Origin of the sequence: Photobacterium swingsii, from assembly GCF_024346715.1 — a bacterium.
GTDB classification, from domain to species: Bacteria; Pseudomonadota; Gammaproteobacteria; order Enterobacterales; family Vibrionaceae; genus Photobacterium; species Photobacterium swingsii.
In genome coordinates, this window is sequence record NZ_AP024852.1 from 1,584,603 (window position 1) to 1,604,810 (window position 20,208).

20 protein-coding genes are annotated in these 20,208 nt (G+C 42.0%); 14 read left to right on the forward strand and 6 right to left on the reverse strand.

The features are described 5' to 3' along the window. Positions 1-206 precede the first annotated feature (206 nt). The 6 genes from OCU77_RS07475 (at position 207) to OCU77_RS07500 (ending at position 3,866) form a co-directional block, all read left to right on the forward strand. A complete protein-coding gene (locus OCU77_RS07475) occupies positions 207-722 on the forward strand; it encodes a TetR/AcrR family transcriptional regulator (RefSeq protein WP_239685807.1) in 516 nt (171 codons plus the stop codon). Positions 723-872: 150 nt separating this feature from the next. Then, complete coding sequence (locus OCU77_RS07480; protein ID WP_390624763.1) at positions 873-1,688, forward strand: transporter substrate-binding domain-containing protein; 816 nt, start codon at positions 873-875, stop codon at positions 1,686-1,688. 77 nt (positions 1,689-1,765) lie between these two features. Beyond that, on the forward strand, positions 1,766-2,377 hold the full coding sequence (locus OCU77_RS07485; protein WP_048897234.1) for an HAD family hydrolase: 612 nt from the start codon (positions 1,766-1,768) through the stop codon (positions 2,375-2,377). Positions 2,378-2,472: 95 nt separating this feature from the next. After that, positions 2,473-2,979 (forward strand): hypothetical protein, encoded by a 507-nt coding sequence (locus tag OCU77_RS07490; RefSeq protein ID WP_239685808.1) that lies wholly within the window; start codon positions 2,473-2,475, stop codon positions 2,977-2,979. 109 nt (positions 2,980-3,088) lie between these two features. Beyond that, a complete protein-coding gene (locus tag OCU77_RS07495; RefSeq protein ID WP_048897235.1) occupies positions 3,089-3,418 on the forward strand; it encodes a hypothetical protein in 330 nt (109 codons plus the stop codon). A 166-nt stretch (positions 3,419-3,584) separates the two neighbouring features. Further along, entirely contained in the window at positions 3,585-3,866 is a 282-nt protein-coding gene (locus OCU77_RS07500) for a hypothetical protein (RefSeq protein ID WP_048897236.1), read from the forward strand. A gap of 106 nt (positions 3,867-3,972) precedes the next feature. Here OCU77_RS07500 and OCU77_RS07505 read toward each other — a convergent pair whose 3' ends face one another. After that, the gene (locus tag OCU77_RS07505; RefSeq protein ID WP_048897237.1) at positions 3,973-4,659 is read right to left on the reverse strand and encodes a DUF3334 family protein; all 687 of its coding nucleotides are present in this window, start codon (positions 4,657-4,659) and stop codon (positions 3,973-3,975) included. Between the two features lie 44 nt (positions 4,660-4,703). After that, complete coding sequence (locus OCU77_RS07510) at positions 4,704-5,063, reverse strand: glutathione S-transferase N-terminal domain-containing protein (RefSeq protein ID WP_048897238.1); 360 nt, start codon at positions 5,061-5,063, stop codon at positions 4,704-4,706. Between the two features lie 480 nt (positions 5,064-5,543). Between OCU77_RS07510 and OCU77_RS07515 the strand changes: the two genes are divergently transcribed. From OCU77_RS07515 to OCU77_RS07545, 7 genes are all read left to right on the forward strand, one after another. Further along, the gene (locus OCU77_RS07515) at positions 5,544-6,464 is read left to right on the forward strand and encodes a response regulator (protein WP_048897317.1); all 921 of its coding nucleotides are present in this window, start codon (positions 5,544-5,546) and stop codon (positions 6,462-6,464) included. A gap of 5 nt (positions 6,465-6,469) precedes the next feature. Then, positions 6,470-7,447, forward strand: coding sequence for a sensor domain-containing diguanylate cyclase (locus tag OCU77_RS07520; RefSeq protein ID WP_371700813.1), 978 nt, complete (start codon positions 6,470-6,472; stop codon positions 7,445-7,447). A gap of 155 nt (positions 7,448-7,602) precedes the next feature. Further along, entirely contained in the window at positions 7,603-7,941 is a 339-nt protein-coding gene (locus OCU77_RS07525) for a DUF3802 family protein (protein ID WP_048897240.1), read from the forward strand. Between the two features lie 195 nt (positions 7,942-8,136). Beyond that, complete coding sequence (locus OCU77_RS07530) at positions 8,137-8,859, forward strand: tRNA-uridine aminocarboxypropyltransferase (RefSeq protein ID WP_048897241.1); 723 nt, start codon at positions 8,137-8,139, stop codon at positions 8,857-8,859. Positions 8,860-9,101: 242 nt separating this feature from the next. Beyond that, entirely contained in the window at positions 9,102-10,010 is a 909-nt protein-coding gene (gene nagK, locus OCU77_RS07535) for an N-acetylglucosamine kinase (RefSeq protein WP_048897242.1), read from the forward strand. Positions 10,011-10,139: 129 nt separating this feature from the next. After that, positions 10,140-11,396 carry a DEAD/DEAH box helicase gene (locus OCU77_RS07540; protein ID WP_048897243.1) on the forward strand — a complete coding sequence of 419 codons (1,257 nt, stop codon included), beginning with the start codon at positions 10,140-10,142 and terminating at the stop codon, positions 11,394-11,396. Positions 11,397-11,575: 179 nt separating this feature from the next. Next, positions 11,576-12,862 (forward strand): GGDEF domain-containing protein, encoded by a 1,287-nt coding sequence (locus OCU77_RS07545; protein WP_239685810.1) that lies wholly within the window; start codon positions 11,576-11,578, stop codon positions 12,860-12,862. A 107-nt stretch (positions 12,863-12,969) separates the two neighbouring features. Here the strand turns inward: OCU77_RS07545 and OCU77_RS07550 are convergent, their stop codons facing one another. Beyond that, positions 12,970-14,043 carry a ketoacyl-ACP synthase III gene (locus OCU77_RS07550; RefSeq protein ID WP_048897245.1) on the reverse strand — a complete coding sequence of 358 codons (1,074 nt, stop codon included), beginning with the start codon at positions 14,041-14,043 and terminating at the stop codon, positions 12,970-12,972. 361 nt (positions 14,044-14,404) lie between these two features. Between OCU77_RS07550 and OCU77_RS07555 the strand changes: the two genes are divergently transcribed. Then, positions 14,405-15,385 carry a Gfo/Idh/MocA family protein gene (locus OCU77_RS07555; RefSeq protein ID WP_048897246.1) on the forward strand — a complete coding sequence of 327 codons (981 nt, stop codon included), beginning with the start codon at positions 14,405-14,407 and terminating at the stop codon, positions 15,383-15,385. A gap of 101 nt (positions 15,386-15,486) precedes the next feature. On the opposite strand, the gene OCU77_RS07560 is transcribed toward OCU77_RS07555, so the two are convergent. From OCU77_RS07560 to OCU77_RS07570, 3 genes are all read right to left on the reverse strand, one after another. Then, positions 15,487-16,857 (reverse strand): SLC13 family permease, encoded by a 1,371-nt coding sequence (locus tag OCU77_RS07560; protein ID WP_107302433.1) that lies wholly within the window; start codon positions 16,855-16,857, stop codon positions 15,487-15,489. Positions 16,858-17,506: 649 nt separating this feature from the next. Then, positions 17,507-18,199: a SanA/YdcF family protein gene (locus OCU77_RS07565; protein WP_048897318.1), complete on the reverse strand. Its 693-nt coding sequence runs from the start codon at positions 18,197-18,199 to the stop codon at positions 17,507-17,509. A gap of 179 nt (positions 18,200-18,378) precedes the next feature. Continuing rightward, on the reverse strand, positions 18,379-20,067 hold the full coding sequence (locus OCU77_RS07570) for an NAD-dependent malic enzyme (protein WP_048897247.1): 1,689 nt from the start codon (positions 20,065-20,067) through the stop codon (positions 18,379-18,381). Between the last annotated feature and the right edge of the window lie 141 nt (positions 20,068-20,208).

Below are 20,208 nucleotides of genomic sequence, written 5' to 3' on the forward strand. Positions count from 1 at the left end.
ATCCTATTTGTCTGCCAATGAAACAAAAAAAGCGTATAGTTAAAAAGTATACGAATTAAACTAGACTGTCTAGTTTGATTGTAATGCCAATGATAACAAATTGTTTTTATGTGAGGCGTATTGTGACAACGCGAAGTGAACAAAAAAAACAGCAGATTTTAAAGGCAGCAAGCATTTTGTTTTGTGAGCAAGGCTATGGCGTGAGTATGGATGCAATTGCGCTGAAGGCAGAAGTTTCGAAGCAAACTGTATATGCACACTTTAAGACCAAAGATGATCTTTTTGATACCTGCATTAGGGCTAAATGTGTCGATAATCAACTTGATGACTCTTTACTTGAAGATACTCGAACCATAGATATTGTATTGAAAGAGTTTGTCTTGCGCTTTCAATCGATGCTGTTAAGTGAAGAGGCTTGCCAGACCTACAGAGCTGCGGTTAGCCAGAGTGAAACACACCCTCAGCTTGCAAAAGTGTATTTGCAAGCAGGTCCACAGGCAACGACAGAAATGTTAGCTGAATACCTGCAAGTTCAGCATGATAATCACGTTATTCAGCTTTCGATACCCGCCCAAGATGCCGCCATGCAATTATTATTAATGGCCCATGGCAAGGTACTTTATTGGGCATATTTAGGGCAAAAAATTGAAGATTCAGAGCAACAAAATAGGGGATACCTTGAAGCTTGTGTTGACATGTTTTTAAAAGGATATAGTCGATAAAGTTGCTGTTGGACTTGATAGTTGTTGCATAGTTAATGTAATTAATTTGTTATTTATCAGTGTAAAAGACTGCTATGTTTAATGAATGTGTTTAAACCATGATTCAGCTGAATCTTGGTGGGGTGCGTTCGTTAACATTGAGAGGTTGTTATGCTGCCTGTGTTGTTCCTGAAACGTTCGGTAAAAGTCATTTGCATGCTGTTGTGTTGTATCGTGTTGAGTTTATCACCAGCACTTGCGGCGAAAAGCCGTTTGCAAGAGATCATCGATCGTGGCGTACTCCGCGTTGGCACGACAGGGGATTGGCATCCTATGACAATGCGTGACCCTGCGACGAATTTCTATAAAGGGTTTGATATAGATATTACGACCGAGCTTGCAAAAGATTTGGGAGTGACCGTTGAGTATGTGCCTGCGGATTGGCGAACCTTAGTTAGCGGTGTCGTTACTGACAAGTACGACATAACGGGCAGCGCCTCACTGAATATGCAGCGGGCTAAAGTCGCGGGTTACAGCAAGCCTTACTTTTACCTTGCTTTTGTGCCGGTTGTTCATAGCAATAACCTTAATCAGTTTCGTCGTTGGCAAGATTTCAACTCTAGCTATGTCAAAGTAGCAGCAACTGCTGGCACGGTACAAGCGATGATCATGAAAGAACTTTTCCCTGATGCTCAGCATCAAACCGTTGCGGCGGGCAGTACGCCGTATAACGAATTATTGTCTAAACGTGCCACCATGACACTCACTTCGAATATTGAAGCAGCATCACTGGCTAGTCGCTACCCTAAGTTAAAAGTGGCAAAGGTTGCTGGGATGCAAAGGCCGACACCTATTGCGATGTTAATCCCCAATGATGAGCAAGTGTGGATTAATTATGTGAATCATTGGATCACGTTAAAGCAAACCCAAGGTTTCTTCGATCGCATTGCAAAAAAGTGGGGAATAGCCCATTTGGATAAGCGCTAGTAAACAGCATTATTCTCAGATATCGTGACAGCTAATAAGGCTATTTAACATAGCGCGTTTCGAAATAGGGAATACAGATGGATCTTACTAAATACCAAGCGTTGATTTTTGACATGGATGGCACTCTCATCGATTCAATGCCAGCACATGTCGGATCATGGCAAAAAACCTGCGAAGAGTTTGAAATCCCCTTTGATGAAGTTTGGCTACATAGCCTAGGTGGCATGCCGACAATCAAAACAGCGCAAGCGATCATTGATAAATTTGGCCTCGACCAACACCCTCAATTACTGGCTGAAACTAAATTTCGCCATTACGAATCATTGACTCATAAAGGCAATATCATCCCCGCAACGGTCGATATTCTAAAAGCACATCGTAAAGATAAAAAGGTTGCGGTGGGGACGGGCTGTATGCGACGTCATGCTGATGAGTTATTGACTGTCACGGGGTTAATGCCGTTACTTGATGCTGTTGTGACTGCGAGTGATGTGACTAATCATAAACCTCATCCCGATACATTTCTTAAAGCTGCAAAGCTGGTGGGTGTTGAACCAAAAGATTGCGTCGTATTTGAAGACACCTTGTTAGGGCAGCGCGCTGCATTAGCTGCAGGCATGGACTGCATCTTGGTGACTGAGGGGAAAATTTCAACGTTTACAGCGGCAACAACAGGGTGTGAGCGATAAAACTGAGGATATATTCAGTTTGAGTGAAATCAATGGTTCGATATTTTGTTGTTTACGATTAGAATCGAACCGTTAAAAACTCGCGATAAAGTGCTATGACTCAATCTAAAAAATCGGAAACTTCCTCAGAATTACCTTCCCAGAAGCAAACTAAGCCAGAGCTGGCTCATTCATCACGCAAACGTGGTAAACAAGAAGAGTTCGGTATGTCTGAAACACGTTTTTGGATTCGCCGATTAAGCAAAACAGGGTTACGTGCATTGCATATTACTGGCATAGCGATGGCCAGTGCCGGCATTTTGTATCAAGTTGAAAGTTACCAGTGGCAAATGTGGTGGATGCTAGCCATGGCGACGGGGGTATTGATGATGATTTCAGAAATACTGAGTTCAAGGTTGTGGTTAATTCAGCTAAAAGGCGTGCTGACTTTCGTTAAACTTGGTCTGTTAGCATCATTTATTATCATCCCAGAAAGTAAGCCTGCCTTGTTTGCGACTATTTTGATTTTATCTGTTTTTATTGCTCACGGGCCAGCAGGGTTACGCCATTATTCGATTTGGCATCGTCGTCGCATTGATGAGAAAAAGCATGTAAAAGGTTAGGATTTAGTCTTTTTTTGTTCTCAAGCGTTGTAATTATTCTGCTATCGATGTTTAGAACTACTACACTGAAAAAGAACACAATTCTTCACCGTTGAAAAGGAGAGTGTCTGTGATACGTGTACTGAGTGTGATTTTCTTTACAGCAGCAATAACGGCATGTAGTCAAACGGTCGATCAGCAAGCGGATGATTATGTAGAAGCGAGCTATGCCTTATGCGGTGCCAAAGTGAAGGCATTCTCCAAAAGCGATGATGGTAAAATACGAGTTATTTGCCAAAACGACAGTTACTTTGTAGTGAAGAATCAAAGTACGTTAGCGTATATGCAAGAACTGAATGGGGCGTATTGCCACGGTAAAGGGTTTACTGTATTCAGCGAGCGTAAGAATTACTTCACCTTTACTTGTACGGATGATAAGAACTTTAATATTCCTAAGTAGTTTAGCTTAGTGAGTAATACCTTAAAGCCGAGACTGTGTTTCGGCTTTTTTGTATCTGAATAAAAAGCATAAAAACGGGTAATTTTACTTGCCAGCTACGTTGTAACGTAATACTGTGGTTATATCCAGTACGCAAAAGATGCTTATTGGTTCACAGGAGGCGCTTATGATTCAAGTAAACTTTGAACTAGCGAAGCAAGCCTATGATAAAGTGCTGAAATACCCGTATGGCGGTGATATTGAACAACACGAATATACTGCGCTAAGGGTGTTTCGCTGGGATCTTGCTCAAGCGGGTATGCCTATTAATCAAGCGATTGATTTACGTTTAAAAATCGCTGGCTATCGTCCTATAACAACAAAACCATCTCAAGCACACCGTCCATTACCTAACTGTATTGTTGAACAAATGAGTCGTAGCTGGAAAAACGAGCACGGCTACCGTTAAGTTGAAGATGTACCCAATACTAAAAAGGGCTTGGCAATAGATGCCAAGCCCTTTTTTACGCGATGTGCTGTTAATACCACGATTAAAAATGGTACTGATGTAACAATTAGATGCCTAGCTCATCAAGCAGATCTTGTTCTGCCTGCGATACTGAAGACGCTGATGTAGACTCTTCTGATACAGATTTTTTATTTTGTTCTTCTTCTATCAAGCTATCTGGATCGACTGCTGCATGTTGCTCAAATTCTTCTATTTGGATGAACTCAGTTTTGTCCATTGCTAGCTCTAGATAGAAGATGTTGTTTTTTTGAGTTGTGAAGCTGACACGGCGAGCCTGTGGGCGGTCTAAGTTAGTATCAACTGACAGCAAAATTTGCTTATTTAGCGCCAACATTTTCGGTTGGTTTTGCATGATCGAGATTTGTAATTCGCGACGAATCTTACTGGTGAAATCACCAATAACTTGGTTCATTAGCTCGCCAAGTACATTTGATACATCATCTGATGTGTGCAGAATGGCAAGCTCATCTGCGGGGATACCCATTTTCAACATGTATTCTTGGTAAAGTTCAAGCGCGGCATGTTGTGAAAAGTTCGCAACAACAAGTCCTGTAAAACCACCATCAAATAAAACGAAGCAACCAATATCGGGCTTTAAACTTGTTTTATTAATCTTTTGCACCATTGCCGAATAATTAACATCCGTGTCTGTTGCGGTCGATAATACACCTGAAAATGACTGACAAAGTTTTAATAAAATATCATCAGTCGTGATGGTTTTGGTTTTTTTCATTCTATATCTCAAACAGTTTAATGATGAATATGACAGGTGAAGGTCTATGCAAAACGTTTTTCAAGATAAGCGATGATATCGTTTGATTCATACATCCAAGTTACATCACCGTCTTCTTTTTCAATGCGTAGGCAAGGTACTTTTCTAGCACCACCTTGCTCAATGAGTTCTTGTTCCCATGGTGAAACTTTAGCATCACGTGTTTCTAAAGGCAGGTTAAGGCGTTTTGCAGATCGACGTACCTTCACACAAAAAGGGCAGGCTTCAAATTGATAGAGTTTTAGTTTCTCGACTTGATTATTCACCTCTGTTTGTTTATCGGCATCGCGCGCTAAACCTTTAGGTGAAAATACGGCATTTAAAACTAAGATGAGACGACCTAAGAGCCAGCGGACTACTTTCATTATAAATATACCTGGTTGTTATGTTTTTGTGATGGAAGAGTTTACCACAATCATATTTGAAGGTAATAACTTCCACAAAAAACAAGATTAACAGGCGGCATACTAAACAGTTTATATTCTGTACTGCGTCTTTTTGACAGTCTGAAAAATTAGACATGCATTAGGCTAGTAGCGTCATTTTACTGTGTTAATATTGAGTTAAATTTGACGTAAATCTGTCGTTTTGGCGTATGAGTTTGGGCTTAAGATATAAAAAACAGCCATAAAAACAATGATTTCATTTGCCAAAAAAATGTCACCTTTATCCAAAAAGACGATCCGTGTCACTTATTGAATAAATTTACAGGCATGAAAATACCTTATATAAAATCGTTTGATTATCATTAAAGATCTAAAACGTCCTTTTCAAGGCTGGCTTGAGCTGTGTTACATAACTATAACATTCTAATTTGTGACGACTCACCTTTCGTTCATCGAACAATGGCGCGTTATCTCTGCTCTATTGATAATGTAGTTTTACATTACGCACTGAACGGCAAAGAGGGGCTTGAATGTCTGCGTCATAATGACATAGACATTTTATTTCTCGATCTGACTATGCCAGTGATGGATGGTTATACGTTACTTGAATCATTACCCGTAAGTGAGCATGACACTAATGTCGTGATTTTGTCTGCAGATGTTCAGCAACAAGCCATTTCGCGTTGCGAAGCTCTGGGCGTTGAGCATTTTATGGCAAAACCTTTTGAACCAAGTGAACTATTTGAAAATTTAAGTCGCTTCGGCGTGACATCACCTATTCGGCCACTTGCTACATTCCCTTGCGTAGAAACTAATTACATTGAAGTATTTAGAGAGGTCGCCAACGTAGCGTTAGGACGAGGAGCTGCCATCATCTCCGATCATTTGGGTGAATTTATTACCATGCCTTTGCCTATTGTTGCGACAACGGAAGCAAGCAGCTTGGCCATGACACTCAACGAAATCCGCGATAACGAGCACGCAGTCGCAATTTCTCAACGCTTTGTTGGTGGAGGTATCTATGGTGAAGCGTTAGTGCGCTTACATGGCAAAGATATTTCAGCCTTTGGTCAGCGGTTGGGGTTTAGTCAAGTCGACGAGCATACTAATGAAATTGTGATTGATATTGCGAACTTGATGGTGTCTTCTTTTCTCGGCGCATTGACAGAACATATGAATATTCCATTTTCTGTTCGTCAACCTATAGTGCTAGAGGAGTACATGCACTGGAGTGATAGTACGAAAAGTGCAGCAACGGAGTATTTTACTATTGAATACGGTTATCGTGCTGAATCTTTAGATTTGGATTGTGATGTGCTGTTCTTGATGGATAACAGTTCAACTTCGGTTATAAAAAAAATAATGGAAACCTTACATTGAACCAGATGAACCTTGCTGATTTTCATTTAACGCTGCAAGTGATGGATAACATCGACGCTGGCGTTGTGATTCTTGATCGTAATTACACCGTGATGGCGTGGAATACCTTTATGCAGGCGTATAGTGGCATTAATGCTGACCGCATCATAGGGCGTAATCTTTTCGATGTGGTTGAGGATCTTCCCATTGAGTGGTTGAAGAATAAAATAAAGTCCACTTTTAAACTGCGTATGCGCTCTTTTACTGGCTGGGAAGATCGCCCGCAGATCTTTAACTTTCAGAATTTTAGTCCTATCTCAGGCGGTTCGAGCTTGATGTATCAGAATATGACGTTAACCCCACTTAAATCATTAAGCGGTGAATATAGTCATATCTGTATGACGATCACAGATGTGTCTGACATTGCGAAAAATAAGACCCATTTACGTGAATCAAATGAGCAGCTGACGCATTTAAGTATGACAGATCGTCTTACTCAACTTTATAACCGTGGCCACTGGGAAAGTTGTTTACTGGAAGAGTTTGAACGTTGTCGTCAATTGCAGCAACCTGCAACATTAGTGATGTTTGATATCGATCACTTTAAAAAAGTGAATGATACTCACGGGCATATTGCGGGTGATGGGGTTATTCGTACTGTAGCGAGTTTACTGCGACGAACGAAACGTCAGAGTGATATTGCCGGTCGATATGGTGGTGAAGAATTTGGTGTGATTTTGCCTAACACGACCGCTGAAATGGGACTGTACTTTACTGAACGCTTGCGTAAACGGGTTGAAAAAGCAGCAGTAGCGGTCGATGTACGTTCTATTAATGTCACTATTAGTTTAGGAGTGAGTGAATGGCACTCGGGTTTTCGAACCTATGAAGCTTGGTTAGAAAATGCCGATAATGCCCTGTATGAATCTAAACAAAATGGGCGCAACCAGACTACAGTATCGAATGTTATAATCCCTGAAAGCGAGCTTGCGATTTTATCTTAATCGCTTAATTTTATAAGTTGTTGCTTAATGGCAGTGCGAATGGGTTAAAACAGCACCCAAGATTTGATATACAGCAACAAGATGGAGCAATGGGATTGAAATTATCTCTCTTCTATTTAGAATTGACCCAATTGTAAATAATGTGAAGAACGAATATGGTTGTTGAATCTGAAGGTTACTTGGCACTGATAGAATATTTTACCGAGCACCTGTCGTTATTCGAAAATGTAAGCACAGATACTTGTACTGAAACAGTAGAAGATGTTGTGACAGACATGGTTGCGTCTAACCTTATGGTTGTATTTAGCCAGAACCCGGATATTGAGCAAGACTTACGCTTTAAACTGATGCAAGAAGCTGATGCTGTTGTTGAAGATCTTAGCGAAGTGCTTGCAGGTGCATGGACACGCTGTCCGACCAACGAACAAATTACTTTCCTTGAAGACTATGTAGGTTTGGTAAAGAACCTGTTTGATAGTGCGATTAGTCAATAGTCGTCATAGATTGTCAAGAGAGTAACTAAGGGTGGATTGATTCCACCTTTTTTATTGCCTGTAATTTGGTATTTGGCCCTCTGAGTTTGTGGCTGGTGGTTTCTGAATGCGAGTCTTTCGCTAAAATAGTGCTATTGCAACTTAGCTTAACGCCAGTACAATGCTGGCGTTTTTTCGTTTAAGGTTAACTGCAATATGCGCATTCACGCTGTCCATGAACTCTATGAAGAACGACTCGCACGTTCAACCCGTCCATTCCGCGCCCGTGGTGCTAAAGTGGAGCGTTGCCGACACTGTATGTTGCGTCCACATCTTTGTATTTGCAGCCATAAACCTGTTATTGAATCAAATGCCGCTTTTTTATTGGTTATGTACGATGATGAAGTATTAAAACCAAGCAATACTGGGCGTCTAATTGCGGACTTATTCCAAGATACATTTGCCTTTATTTGGTCTCGTACTGAGCCAAATGCCGAGATGCTAGCGCTACTAGAGGATCCTCAATGGCAGCCGTACGTTATTTTCCCTGAAGAATACGCAACACCTGAGCGTGTGGTGAATGATGTTCAGCTAGAGCAGGGGAAACGCCCGCTATTTATTATGCTTGATGGTAGCTGGGCTGAAGCGAAGAAGATGTTCCGTAAGAGCCCTTATCTTAACAAGTTTCCTGTGATGTCTATTAATCCCGAGAAGCCGTCGCGCTATACGGTCCGTGTCGCCTCAAAAGAAAACCAACTTGGTACGGCTGAAGTTGCTGCACGCATTATTGATGTGTTTGGTGAGCAAAATAATGCTGAAACACTCGATCTGTGGTTTGATGTTTTCCGCGAACATTACATTACGGGTAAGATGAACAGGCAATTACCTGATGCAAAAGCGTTAAATGACTTGAAAACATACCAAGCGCAAAGGGTATAGCTTTTTATTCAATGTGTTAGCGCATATTAATTGTACTGTTATTCCTACCATACGGCGTGATAATGTGAACTTTTAGGGCTTATTAAGTAAAAAATGTAATAGCTTGCTGTTTCTTTCAACAAACGCGAGCCATTACTTGTGAATTGCCACCTAAGTTTGGTTTACATCACAGTCTGTAGGTGTAGAAGTGTGGATAATTTTTTTAGTTTGATTTTTTGATTATTTTTTCTTGGGAGAACAGGATGTACTACGGTTTCGATGTAGGTGGGACGAAAATTGAGTTTGGCGCGTTTAATGAAAAACTAGAACGCGTTGCAACTGAGCGTGTACCAACCCCAGGTGATGATTACGACAAGCTCGTTGACACCATTGTTGAATTGATCAAAAAAGCAGACCAAGAATTTAGTTGTGAAGGGCTTGTCGGTATTGGTCTTCCAGGTATGGAAGATGCGCGTGATGGCTCTGTACTGACTTCTAATATTCCAGCTGCAAAAGGTCGATTTTTACGTAAAGACCTTGAATCTAAGCTAGGCCGCAGTGTAAACATTGATAATGATGCGAACTGTTTTGCGCTATCGGAAGCGTGGGATGAATCACTGCAAGGCGAAAAGTCTGTTCTAGGTCTGATCCTAGGTACGGGTTTTGGTGGCGGTTTAGTGTATGACGGTCACGTATTTTCAGGCATGAACCATGTCGCGGGTGAACTTGGCCATACCCGTATGCCAATCGATGCTTGGTTCCACCTTGGTGAGAAAGCACCACTGCTAACTTGCGGCTGTGATAATAAAGGCTGCATTGATAACTACCTTTCTGGTCGTGGTTTTGAATTGCTTTACGCGCATTACTACGGTGAAAAGTTGAAAGCGATTGAGATTATTAAGAACCACGAAGCCGGTGAAGAAAAAGCAGTTGAGCACGTTGATCGTTTTCTTGAGTTACTTGCCATCTGCTTAGCGAATTTATTTACAGGGCTAGATCCTCATGTCGTTGTACTAGGTGGTGGTTTATCAAACTTTGATCTTCTTTATCAAGAATTGCCGAAACGCATTCCTAAGCACTTATTGTCTGTTGCACGTGCGCCTAAAATTATTAAAGCGAAACATGGCGACTCAGGCGGCGTACGTGGTGCTGCATTCTTGAATATTGCCTAGTGAGCTTTTGATTTCTTCTTTATCCCGAAGCCTAAGTTAATAGGCTTCGGATATTTCCTTTCTGCTATTTCTTCTCTTATCTCACGCTGTTACTATGCCCGCTCTTCAACATAGTTACAGGTAAACATAATGTCATTCCACGCTTTGGCACTTCATCCTCAGTTATTGAAAGCAATTGATGAACTTGGTTTTCAAACGCCAACGCCAGTACAGCAACAAGCCATTCCACATGTACTTGCGGGTAAAGACATTATGGCTGGAGCGCAAACAGGTACAGGTAAAACAGCAGCATTTGGGTTGCCTTTGCTGCATCAAATGTTAGAAAGCCCAGCTCAAGTACAAGCGGCAGGTCGTCCTACTGTACGTGCGTTGGTTTTAACACCTACGCGCGAATTAGCACAGCAAGTCTTCGATAGCCTAATTACTTATAGTAAGCACACTGAATTAAAAGTAGCTGTGGCTTATGGTGGCACCAGCATAAATGTTCAGGTAAAAGCCTTGGAAGCGGGGGTTGATATTCTGGTTGCAACACCGGGACGTCTACTTGATCACGCGCACGTGGGTACTGTGGATTTATCGAAAATTGAATACTTTGTGTTGGATGAAGCCGACCGTATGTTGGATATGGGCTTTATTGTTGATATTAAACGTATCATGAAGCGCATTAAAAATGAGCGTCAGACTTTATTCTTCTCAGCGACGTTCGGCAAACAAGTTAAAGATTTGGCTTATTCTATTCTTGAAGAACCAACATTAATTGAAGTTACGCCATCGAACAGTGCTGCTGATACTGTTGAGCAAATTGTTCATCCAGTAGATAAAAACCGCAAGCGTGAGCTGTTGTCTTACTTGATTGGCTCGCGTAACTGGCAGCAAGTATTGGTGTTTACACGTACTAAGCAAGGTTCAGATGAGTTAGCAAAAGAGCTAGGGCTTGATGGCATTAAAGCGGCTTCAATAAATGGTGATAAAAGCCAAGGGGCTCGCCAACGTGCATTGGAAGAGTTCAAGACGGGTAAGGTACGTGCTTTAATTGCGACTGATGTTGCAGCTCGCGGTTTGGATATTGAGCAGCTTGGCTATGTGGTCAATTTCGACATGCCATTTAAAGCCGAAGATTATGTTCATCGTATCGGCCGAACTGGACGTGCAGGCTTAACGGGCCGAGCAGTTTCATTGATGAGTATTGATGAAGAGCCTCTTCTACGTGCAATTGAAGATTTGCTTGATAAGCGTTTACCGCAAGAGTGGCTTGAAGGTTATGAACCTGATCCAACGATTCAAGCGCCTGAGCACTTACGCCGTGGTCGATCGTCTGAAAAGCGCCGTGCAAAAGCTAAGTCTAAAATCCATAAAAACCGTGGCCGTAACACATCGCGAAGATAGTAAATCAGTTGCGCATTAAATAATTAAAAAAGCCAGATTAATTCTGGCTTTTTTCGAATTTTATCGACTACGTTGCATATTAATTATCAGCGTAAAATTAGTTCTTGTTGCTTATTAAGTGCTTTGTTAGTTTAAATCAATTCTTTTAATAAGTGACTAGACGCATGGTAGCAGCAAGGATGCATCGGTTATCGATTTTGTTTTTAATCATCATCTCTATATCAGCGATGACCTGGCACTACTTGGGGGGCGCCGATCGTAAGTTTGTGATCTCACCGGAAACGGCCAAATATTCTGCCATTGATGATAAAAGCCAAGGCGGAGCCTCACTGACTCACATTAGTATCACGCCTCAGCAGACTATATTGACCTGCAATATTGTTAACCAAGCCAAATGGCCATTCTGTGAAATATCGATAGATCTTGTAGCTGATGAAGTCGGGATCGATCTCAGCCGTTTTCATTCTATTGGTATTGATGTTGATTATCTTACCCCAGTTGAAAATGAACGGTTACGTGTTTACTTGCGTAATTATGACCCGAGTTATTCCTCGTCAGAGGATCCTGTCTCTCATAAATTTAACGCGATAGAGTTTACCCCAAGAGTGTCAGATGGATTGCAAGTGATTCCGTTGCGTGCGTTCCAAGTCTTGTCATGGTGGATCGCTGACTACAGTGTGCCTATTGAGAAGTCAGGCCCGCAGTTTAATCATGTCACCTCTATTGAAATTGCAACGGGTAGCTATGTTCAAGAGGGCACTTATACTATTCAATTGAACCAGCTGGTGTTTTATGGAAAGTGGATTTCAGAAGCTAACTTGATGAAGTTATTATTGGCATCTTGGGTTATATTTGCCATTGTTTATTTGGTGTCAGAGCAATTTCAATTGCGTAGTGTTTTGAATGAAATAAGAGAAAAATCGCTACGTTTGCGCCAAGCTAATCGTCATTTATATAAACAAGCGCAAGAAGTTGAAGCATTAGCTTATACAGATGCTTTAACTGGAGCTAAAAATCGAAATGTGATTGAACGGTATTTAGCTGAATTGGTCGAGCACGCGAAAACGAATGTTCAGCCATTCTCTGTGATCTATATGGATATCGATCACTTTAAATCGATTAACGATAATTATGGCCATGAAACGGGTGATGAAGTGCTGCGATGTTTTGTTGCTTTGATTAATCAGCGAATTCGACAAACTGATGTCTTAGTGCGTTGGGGCGGGGAGGAGTTCATCTTATTTTGCCCTGCAACCACACGTGAAGGTGCTGCTGGATTAGCCGAATTACTGCGCGATATAGTCGCAAATTACCAATGGCCGAGTTCCATGACAGTGACGGCTAGTTTTGGTGTGGCTGAATTAGAAAATGAAGATATTGGTAGCGTCATTAAACTTGCGGATAAGGCGTTGTATTTAGCCAAACAAAGTGGTCGAAATTGCGTGGTATGTGAAGAAGTGTGTTAGTTGGCAGCAGTAAGATGGTGGCTACAACTTAGCAAGCTACGACAGTAAAGAAAACGCCGATGGCTCAATACTGGCTATCGGCGTTTTTCTTTGAGTCGTGGTATTTCTTACTTTTGTGTGCAGTGCTTAATCGACTTTTCAAGTAACTCTTTTGCTGATTGATTGCATGGCGGTAATTCTGCGGTTGGCGCGTTAATTGGCGTGACACGCTGTCCCCACTGAATCACACTTGCGCCCCAGGTTAAGCCTGCACCAAATGCAGCGGATAAAATCTTACTGTTTGGTGTAATTCGGCCGTCTTCCACTGCTTCACATAAGGCAATCGGCACCGTTGCTGCTGAGGTGTTGCCGTATTTATGGATGTTGATGAAGGCTTTATCTAATGGGATTTTTGCGTGCTCACATAAGGCTTCGATGATGCGTTTATTGGCTTGGTGGGGGATAACGACATCTATTTCTTCGCTGCTTAGTTCTGCGCGTTCTAATACCATATTGGCAGCTGCACCCATGCCGCGTACTGCGCGGCGGAATATGTCTCGGCCAATGAAATCAAACGTAAAGTGACCAGCATCAGGATTAAAGCGATCCATCGATGTGCCAAAATTAGGTATAGCCAGCACATCACGCCCTTCAGCGTCGCAACCAAGTTGTGCTTGTAATAAACCCGTTGGCTTATCCGTTTTACTCAGTACGACAGCGCCAGCACCATCACCAAATAAAACAGCAGTATCACGCTGGCTCCAATCGAGGTACCAACTTAATCGTTCTGCACCGATCACTAGCACATGTTGGTAGTTACCAGCTTGAATCATTCGTGTGGCAGTTTCTAAACCGTAAAGAAAGCCAGTACAGGCTGCATTCATATCAAAAGCAGCAGCTTTAGTTGCACCTAAATCTAGTTGTACCTTAGAAGCTATATTAGGAATAAGAGTGTCTGGTGAACATGTTGCCACAATGATTAAATCAAGATCCGTCGCATCAAGGCCGGCTGTTTGTAATGCGCGCGCCCCTGCAATTTCAGCAAGTTTAGACGTATCTACATGGCTGATTCGGCGAGATTGAATACCTGTGCGTGTTTGAATCCATTCGTCACTGGTATCAACAAATGTGCTTAAGAGTTCGTTATTCAGTTCGGCGGGTGGTAAGCATTTACCCCAGCCAGTAATTTCTGCGTAATACATCTAGCGTGGTACCTGTCATTATTGTTATCTATGCCTTCATAGTACCCCTAGCGGGCAGATGTGCAATGTCAAAGCCACTAAATGCTAACAATGGCACACTTCCATGAAAGGCGATGCTGATAGCGTTTAAAACATTCCCACTAATGCTGGTTTTTGTCTGCGGATAAATTATAAGGGTATAATGACTATTGAAGATGTTTTCAGTATGATGCCCCATATAATATTGAACTATTTGTTGATAGCAAACTCCAACAGGATTGCATGAGTTCATTCATATTGCGTTGAAATATGGTCTCGATATTTTATTTGCGATGGGCTGAATCAAGGTTTTCGTGGTTGGTACAAAAGGAAGTAGGACGTAATGATTAAATTTGCAGTTGTTGGTACCAATTGGATTACCGATGCTTTCATTGAAGGTGCTATTGCTAGTGGAAAAATGCAACTTACCGCCGTGTATTCGCGCACAATGGAAAAAGCCGAAGAATTTGCTAGCAAGTACCAAGACGTTACCTGCTTTGATGATATTAAGGTGTTAGCAAGCAGCGATTGTATTGATGCCGTATATATTGCGAGCCCGAATTCATTGCATGCAGAGCAGGCCGCTTTGTTTATTAAGGAAGGTAAGCATGTTATTGGCGAAAAGCCGCTAGCATCGAATATTACACAAGTTGAACACTTGGTTGAGTTAGCAAAACAGCATCAAGTAGTGCTGTTTGAAGCAATGAAAGCACCGTATACACCAAACTTTTCTGCGCTACAAAAAGCACTGCCGAAGATCGGGAAGTTGCGAAAAGTTCACTTAACCTATTGTCAATATTCATCGCGTTATCAAAAATACCTAAACGGTGAAAACCCAAATACCTTTAATCCTGCATTTTCAAATGGTTCGCTAATGGACATAGGTATCTATCCATTAAGTGCTGCGGTGGCTTTGTTTGGTGAGCCAAACAGCTTTACTGCGCAAGGAACACTCTTGGATTCAGGTGTTGATGCACATGGCACCTTGGTTTTACATTATCAAGATTTTGATGTGACAATTGCGCACTCAAAAGTGAGTGATGGTGTGATCCCGAGTGAGTTTCAGGGAGAGCAAGGGACGATCACGGTGAAAGGTATTTCTGAGTGCTTAGCTGTAGATTTGTACCGTAAAGATGAGCCTGTACTCGCCTTATCGAGAGATCAAGTACCGAACACCATGCAATACGAAGCAGAGGTTTTTGCTGAGTTAGTGGCAAATAAAACCATTTTGCATGATGGCCTCAATCGCTCGCGTATCGTGAGCAATATTATCACTCACGCGCGTGGCGTGATTGGTGTTCGTTTCCCAGCTGACGATATGTAGACTATTCAGTAACGCGAAAACAAGCATAAAAAAGAAGCGACCATCTGGTCGCTTCTTTTGTTTGTGTTTCTATCTTTTCGCTGATGTTGAGCGACGTATTCTTACCAGAATAAGTAAGCAAACGCTGATAGGGCACCAATACAGGCGATATTGAGGTAGATACCTGCTTTCATCATCTCGCTTTGTTTTATGTGACCAGAACCAAATACAATGGCGTTTGGTGGCGTTGCAACTGGCAGCATGAAGGCACAAGAAGCCGCGACAGCAATAAGTGCTGATAGAACAACAGGCGATACACCAAGTGCTTCTGCAACGGTCGCAAATACAGGAACTAATAGGGCAGCACTGGCTGTATTACTCGCAAACTCTGTTAGGAATACCACAAAAGCGGCAACAACAAGGATTGTGAAGAATAAGCCGGCTTGCTCAAGGAAACCACTTAGGCTGTGAGCAAGGAACACACTGGTGCCCGTTGCTTTAAGTACGTTACTTAGGCAAATACCACCACCAAATAGAAGTAATACGCCCCAATCTGTCGACTTCTCAATGTCTTTCCAAGCAACAACACGTGATGCACCAAGTAGAACAATTGCACCAAGGGCAACAAGGGTATCGAACTTACTAAAACCACCTAGGAAAGCATTGATAGGTTTGCTGAAGATCCAGCAAGAAACAGTCAGTGCAAAAATCGCTAGCGTGACAAGTTTGCCATTGCTCCACTCTACTGGTTTGTGGTCTAGCTCAAAGGTGTGGTTAAGATTGGGTTTAAGCATCACATAAAGTAGAAAAACGGTAATTGGTAGTAAAATGAGTGCAATCGGTAAACCAAATGACATCCATTCTGTAAAGCTTAAGCCAACCTCAGCCGCTGCGATTGCGTTCGGTGGGCTACCGACAACCGTAGCGATACCACCAATACTTGCACAGTAAGCAAGACCCAGTAGAACAAACACGTATGTGCTACGTTCACTCTTTGCATTTACTTTATTTAGTACGCCTAGCACAAGTGGCAGCATCATAGCTGTCGTTGCAGTGTTACTGATCCACATCGATAAGAATGCAGTGACACCAAATAGCATGAAGACAGCGACAGACATGCGGCCTTTAGCGATAAGAAGTACTTTATCGGCAATGGCTTTATCTAATTCTTGCTTGTGCAGTGCAGCTGCAAGAGCAAAGCCACCTAGGAATAGGAATATAATCGGGTTTGAGAAGTTACTCAGCGCCTGTGGTGTTTGGAATATCCCGAATCCCACTGCCAAAATAGGCACTAAAATCGCAGTAATACTGACGTGCACTGCTTCTGTTAACCAGAGTATTGCGACAAAAACGAGAATGCTTAGTCCGACGACAACATCTTTTTCAAAGGGTAGGGTGTTGAACAAAATAGCGAATAACGCGATATCGGCAAGTAATATCATGCTATTTCGATCAAACAGCCACTTTTTTAGAGTGAGAGTTAAGGCTGTCATGCTTTCTTCCTTTTGTTGGTGATTGCTTCATGCAACGTGATGCGTTTTGGTAGTTGGGATGTTACACCTTCAAAATGTAATGTTAATAGCTTGGTGCTCATATGTTGCTCAATCGGCGGAGTAAAGCGTAAAAATGTGAGGCTATTATTTGGGAATGTGTAGGGTTCTACACACGATATTGTGTGTTACATCAAGCAAAAAGAGAAAATGAGTCAAACGCGAGAAAGATATGTTAAATTGGATGATGTTTTAATGCATGGAGGAGTATAAAAGTGTGACCTGGCTCGACATAATATATTTGGTGGTTTTTTCCTTGTAGTTCATAGGTTGTGCATCTTGTATCATTCAATTCGTCAATTAAACGCGTTAGATTGCGCGAATAGATAAACAAGAAAGGCTAGGGAAATGGCACAAGATAAAAAACTTATTCGTAAAAGAATTCAAAGAGATGCGAGCACGCATTTGAAAAAAGTGAGAGCAAAATTTTTACGTAATTACCAAGAAGCAGCGTAGCTTTAGTGAATATTTTGCTGTCATTTAGGATAAGGGTATTATCAAATTAGCGTTCTATTTTTGGTCGCTTAATTATTGCTAAATAAAGCACCATAGTATGTTACATACTTGGTGCTTTTATTTTATCTATGCTTGATTATGATGAGGGGGCTCTTTCGTCTGGCGGGCCGACGAATTCATACTCATTAGCACTCGAAATCGGTTCTTTAGGGCCTAGAAAACGAGGTTGAATATTAAGCAGATATAAATCAATGAAGGCTTTTCCTCGTGCGAGGACTTCACGCATTCGCACCTTCAATCCCGCTAATCCTTTCGGTGATGGTACAGCTAAGCAAATTGCATCAATATCATTTTTTTCGGCAATGAATAATGCACGTTCACAGTGAAAACGTTGAGTGATCACGACAAAATGATCAGCATCGAAAACTTCACGCGCACGAACAATGGAATCTAGCGTACGAAACCCTGCATAATCGAGCACGATATCTTGATCTGGCACGCCAGCTTTCAGTAAATCGCGCTTCATTGTCCATGGCTCATTGTAAGAGCGATGGGCGTTATCACCGCTTAGCAGTAATACATTAACCTTTTGTTGTTGGTAAAGGTCAATAGCTGCTTGAATACGGTACTGATAATAAGGATTAAGCGTTTTTGCAATGTACTTGCTGGTTCCTAACACTAAACCGATAGAACGTTCAGGGATATGCTTAGAATCAGTAAAAATACGGTCGGCAGTATGTTCTGACACCCAGCGATCAACGAGCAAACTGCTGCCAATTGCAACAATGCCGATCACTGCAGAAATACGTACAATGGAAAACAGCTTCATACCAATCCAAATAATAAAAACTGAAAACATATTACCTTAATACCTTGATAATGTTAGGTAAAAAGCACGTCAAATGTGTCGTTTTTTCAGCCGTTTATGTTAATTATTTAAAAATCTCATATATTGGATATAAGAAAGCCCGCATGACAGCGGGCTTTAATTGAATAGTGTAGTCGTTATTAGAATGCAGTGCGCTTGTAGCGACGGTATTCAGACTGCCAGAAGTTCGCATCAATTTTTTCTTTGATACGTTCATCTGTGTTCTTCGGTGCTTTACGCTGCTCAATGGCTTTTTTCGCAACAGCGAATGCAATGTGGCGCGATACTTTTTGAATATCTTCTAAAGGAGGAAGAAGTGCACCTTGGCCATTAATTGCTAGTGGTGAACATTCAGCAAGCGCACGGCTTGATTCCATTAGCATTTCATCAGTGACACGACGAGCATTAACTGCCAATACGCCCAAACCAATGCCAGGGAAGATGTAACTGTTGTTACACTGTGCAATTGGGTAAGTTTTGCCATTGTGAATGACAGGCTCAAATGGCGAACCCGTCGCAACAAGTGCATTACCGTCTGTCCAGCGGATCAAATCAGCAGGTGTTGCTTCAACGCGACTGGTTGGGTTAGACAGTGGGAAGATGATAGGGCGTTCACAGTGTTGGTGCATTTCACGAATAACATCTTCGCTAAATAGACCAGGGACACCAGATACACCGATAAGAATTGTTGGTTTCGCGTTACGCATAACATCAAGCAGTGATACATTGTTGTTTTCAACGTCCCACTCGTTAATTGTTGCGCGTTTTTGTACTAACTTGCTTTGGAAGTTAATCAGGTTTGGCATGTCGTCAATCAACAAGCCCCAACGGTCAACCATGTAAACTTGGCTACGAGCTTGAGCGTCAGAAATACCTTCAGATACCATTTGAGCAATGATTGCCTCAGCGATGCCACAACCAGCAGAACCCGCACCCAAGAAGGTAACACGTTGCTCTGACAGTTTACTGCCCGCAGCTTTACATGCAGCAAGAAGTGAACCGACTGTCACGGCTGCTGTGCCTTGGATATCATCGTTGAAACAGCATACTTTGTTTTTGTAGCGCTCAAGCAATGGCATCGCATTTTTCTGTGCGAAATCTTCAAATTGAATGAGTGCTTCAGGCCAACGGTGTTTGATCGCAGTAATGAACTCATCAACGAATTTATCGTATTCTTGACCAGTAATACGCGGATGACGCCAGCCCATGTACATAGGGTCGGATAGACGTTGTGGGTTATTTGTACCTACATCAAGCACAACGGGTAGCGTATAAGCAGGGCTGATACCACCACACGCGGTGTAAAGTGATAGTTTACCGATTGGAATACCCATACCACCGATACCTTGGTCACCCAGACCAAGAATACGCTCACCATCTGTTACTACGATAACTTTAACGTTTTGACGAGATGCGTTGTTGATCATCTCTTCGATACGATCACGGTTTGGGTAGGAGATGAAAAGACCACGGCCACGACGGTAGATGTTCGAGAAGTTTTCACACGCTGCACCAACGGTTGGTGTGTAAATGATTGGCATCATTTCAGTGATGTGGTTTTCAACCAAACGGTAGAATAGAGTCTCGTTGGTGTCTTGGATGTTACGTAGGTAAATATGCTTATCAATATCATTTTCGAATTTTTGGTATTGCTGATAAGCACGTTCAGCTTGTTCTTCGATACTTTCGATCGCTTCTGGAAGAAGACCTTCCAAGTTAAAGAACATACGTTCTTCGACAGAGAATGCACTACCTTTGTTTAGCAGAGGTGTTTCTAGAAGCGCAGGGCCTGCGTAGGGGATGTATAAAGGTCTTTTATCGTTGTTCATGCAATAGACTCTGTTCTTGTTTGGAGAATGAGAGAGCGAAACACTTCACTCTAAGGCCGTAATCCTAGTCCTTCAACACGGTGAATTCAAAGGGAGAAAGCATTATTTTCGAGAAAGAGATCATGTTTCTACAGATTGGTC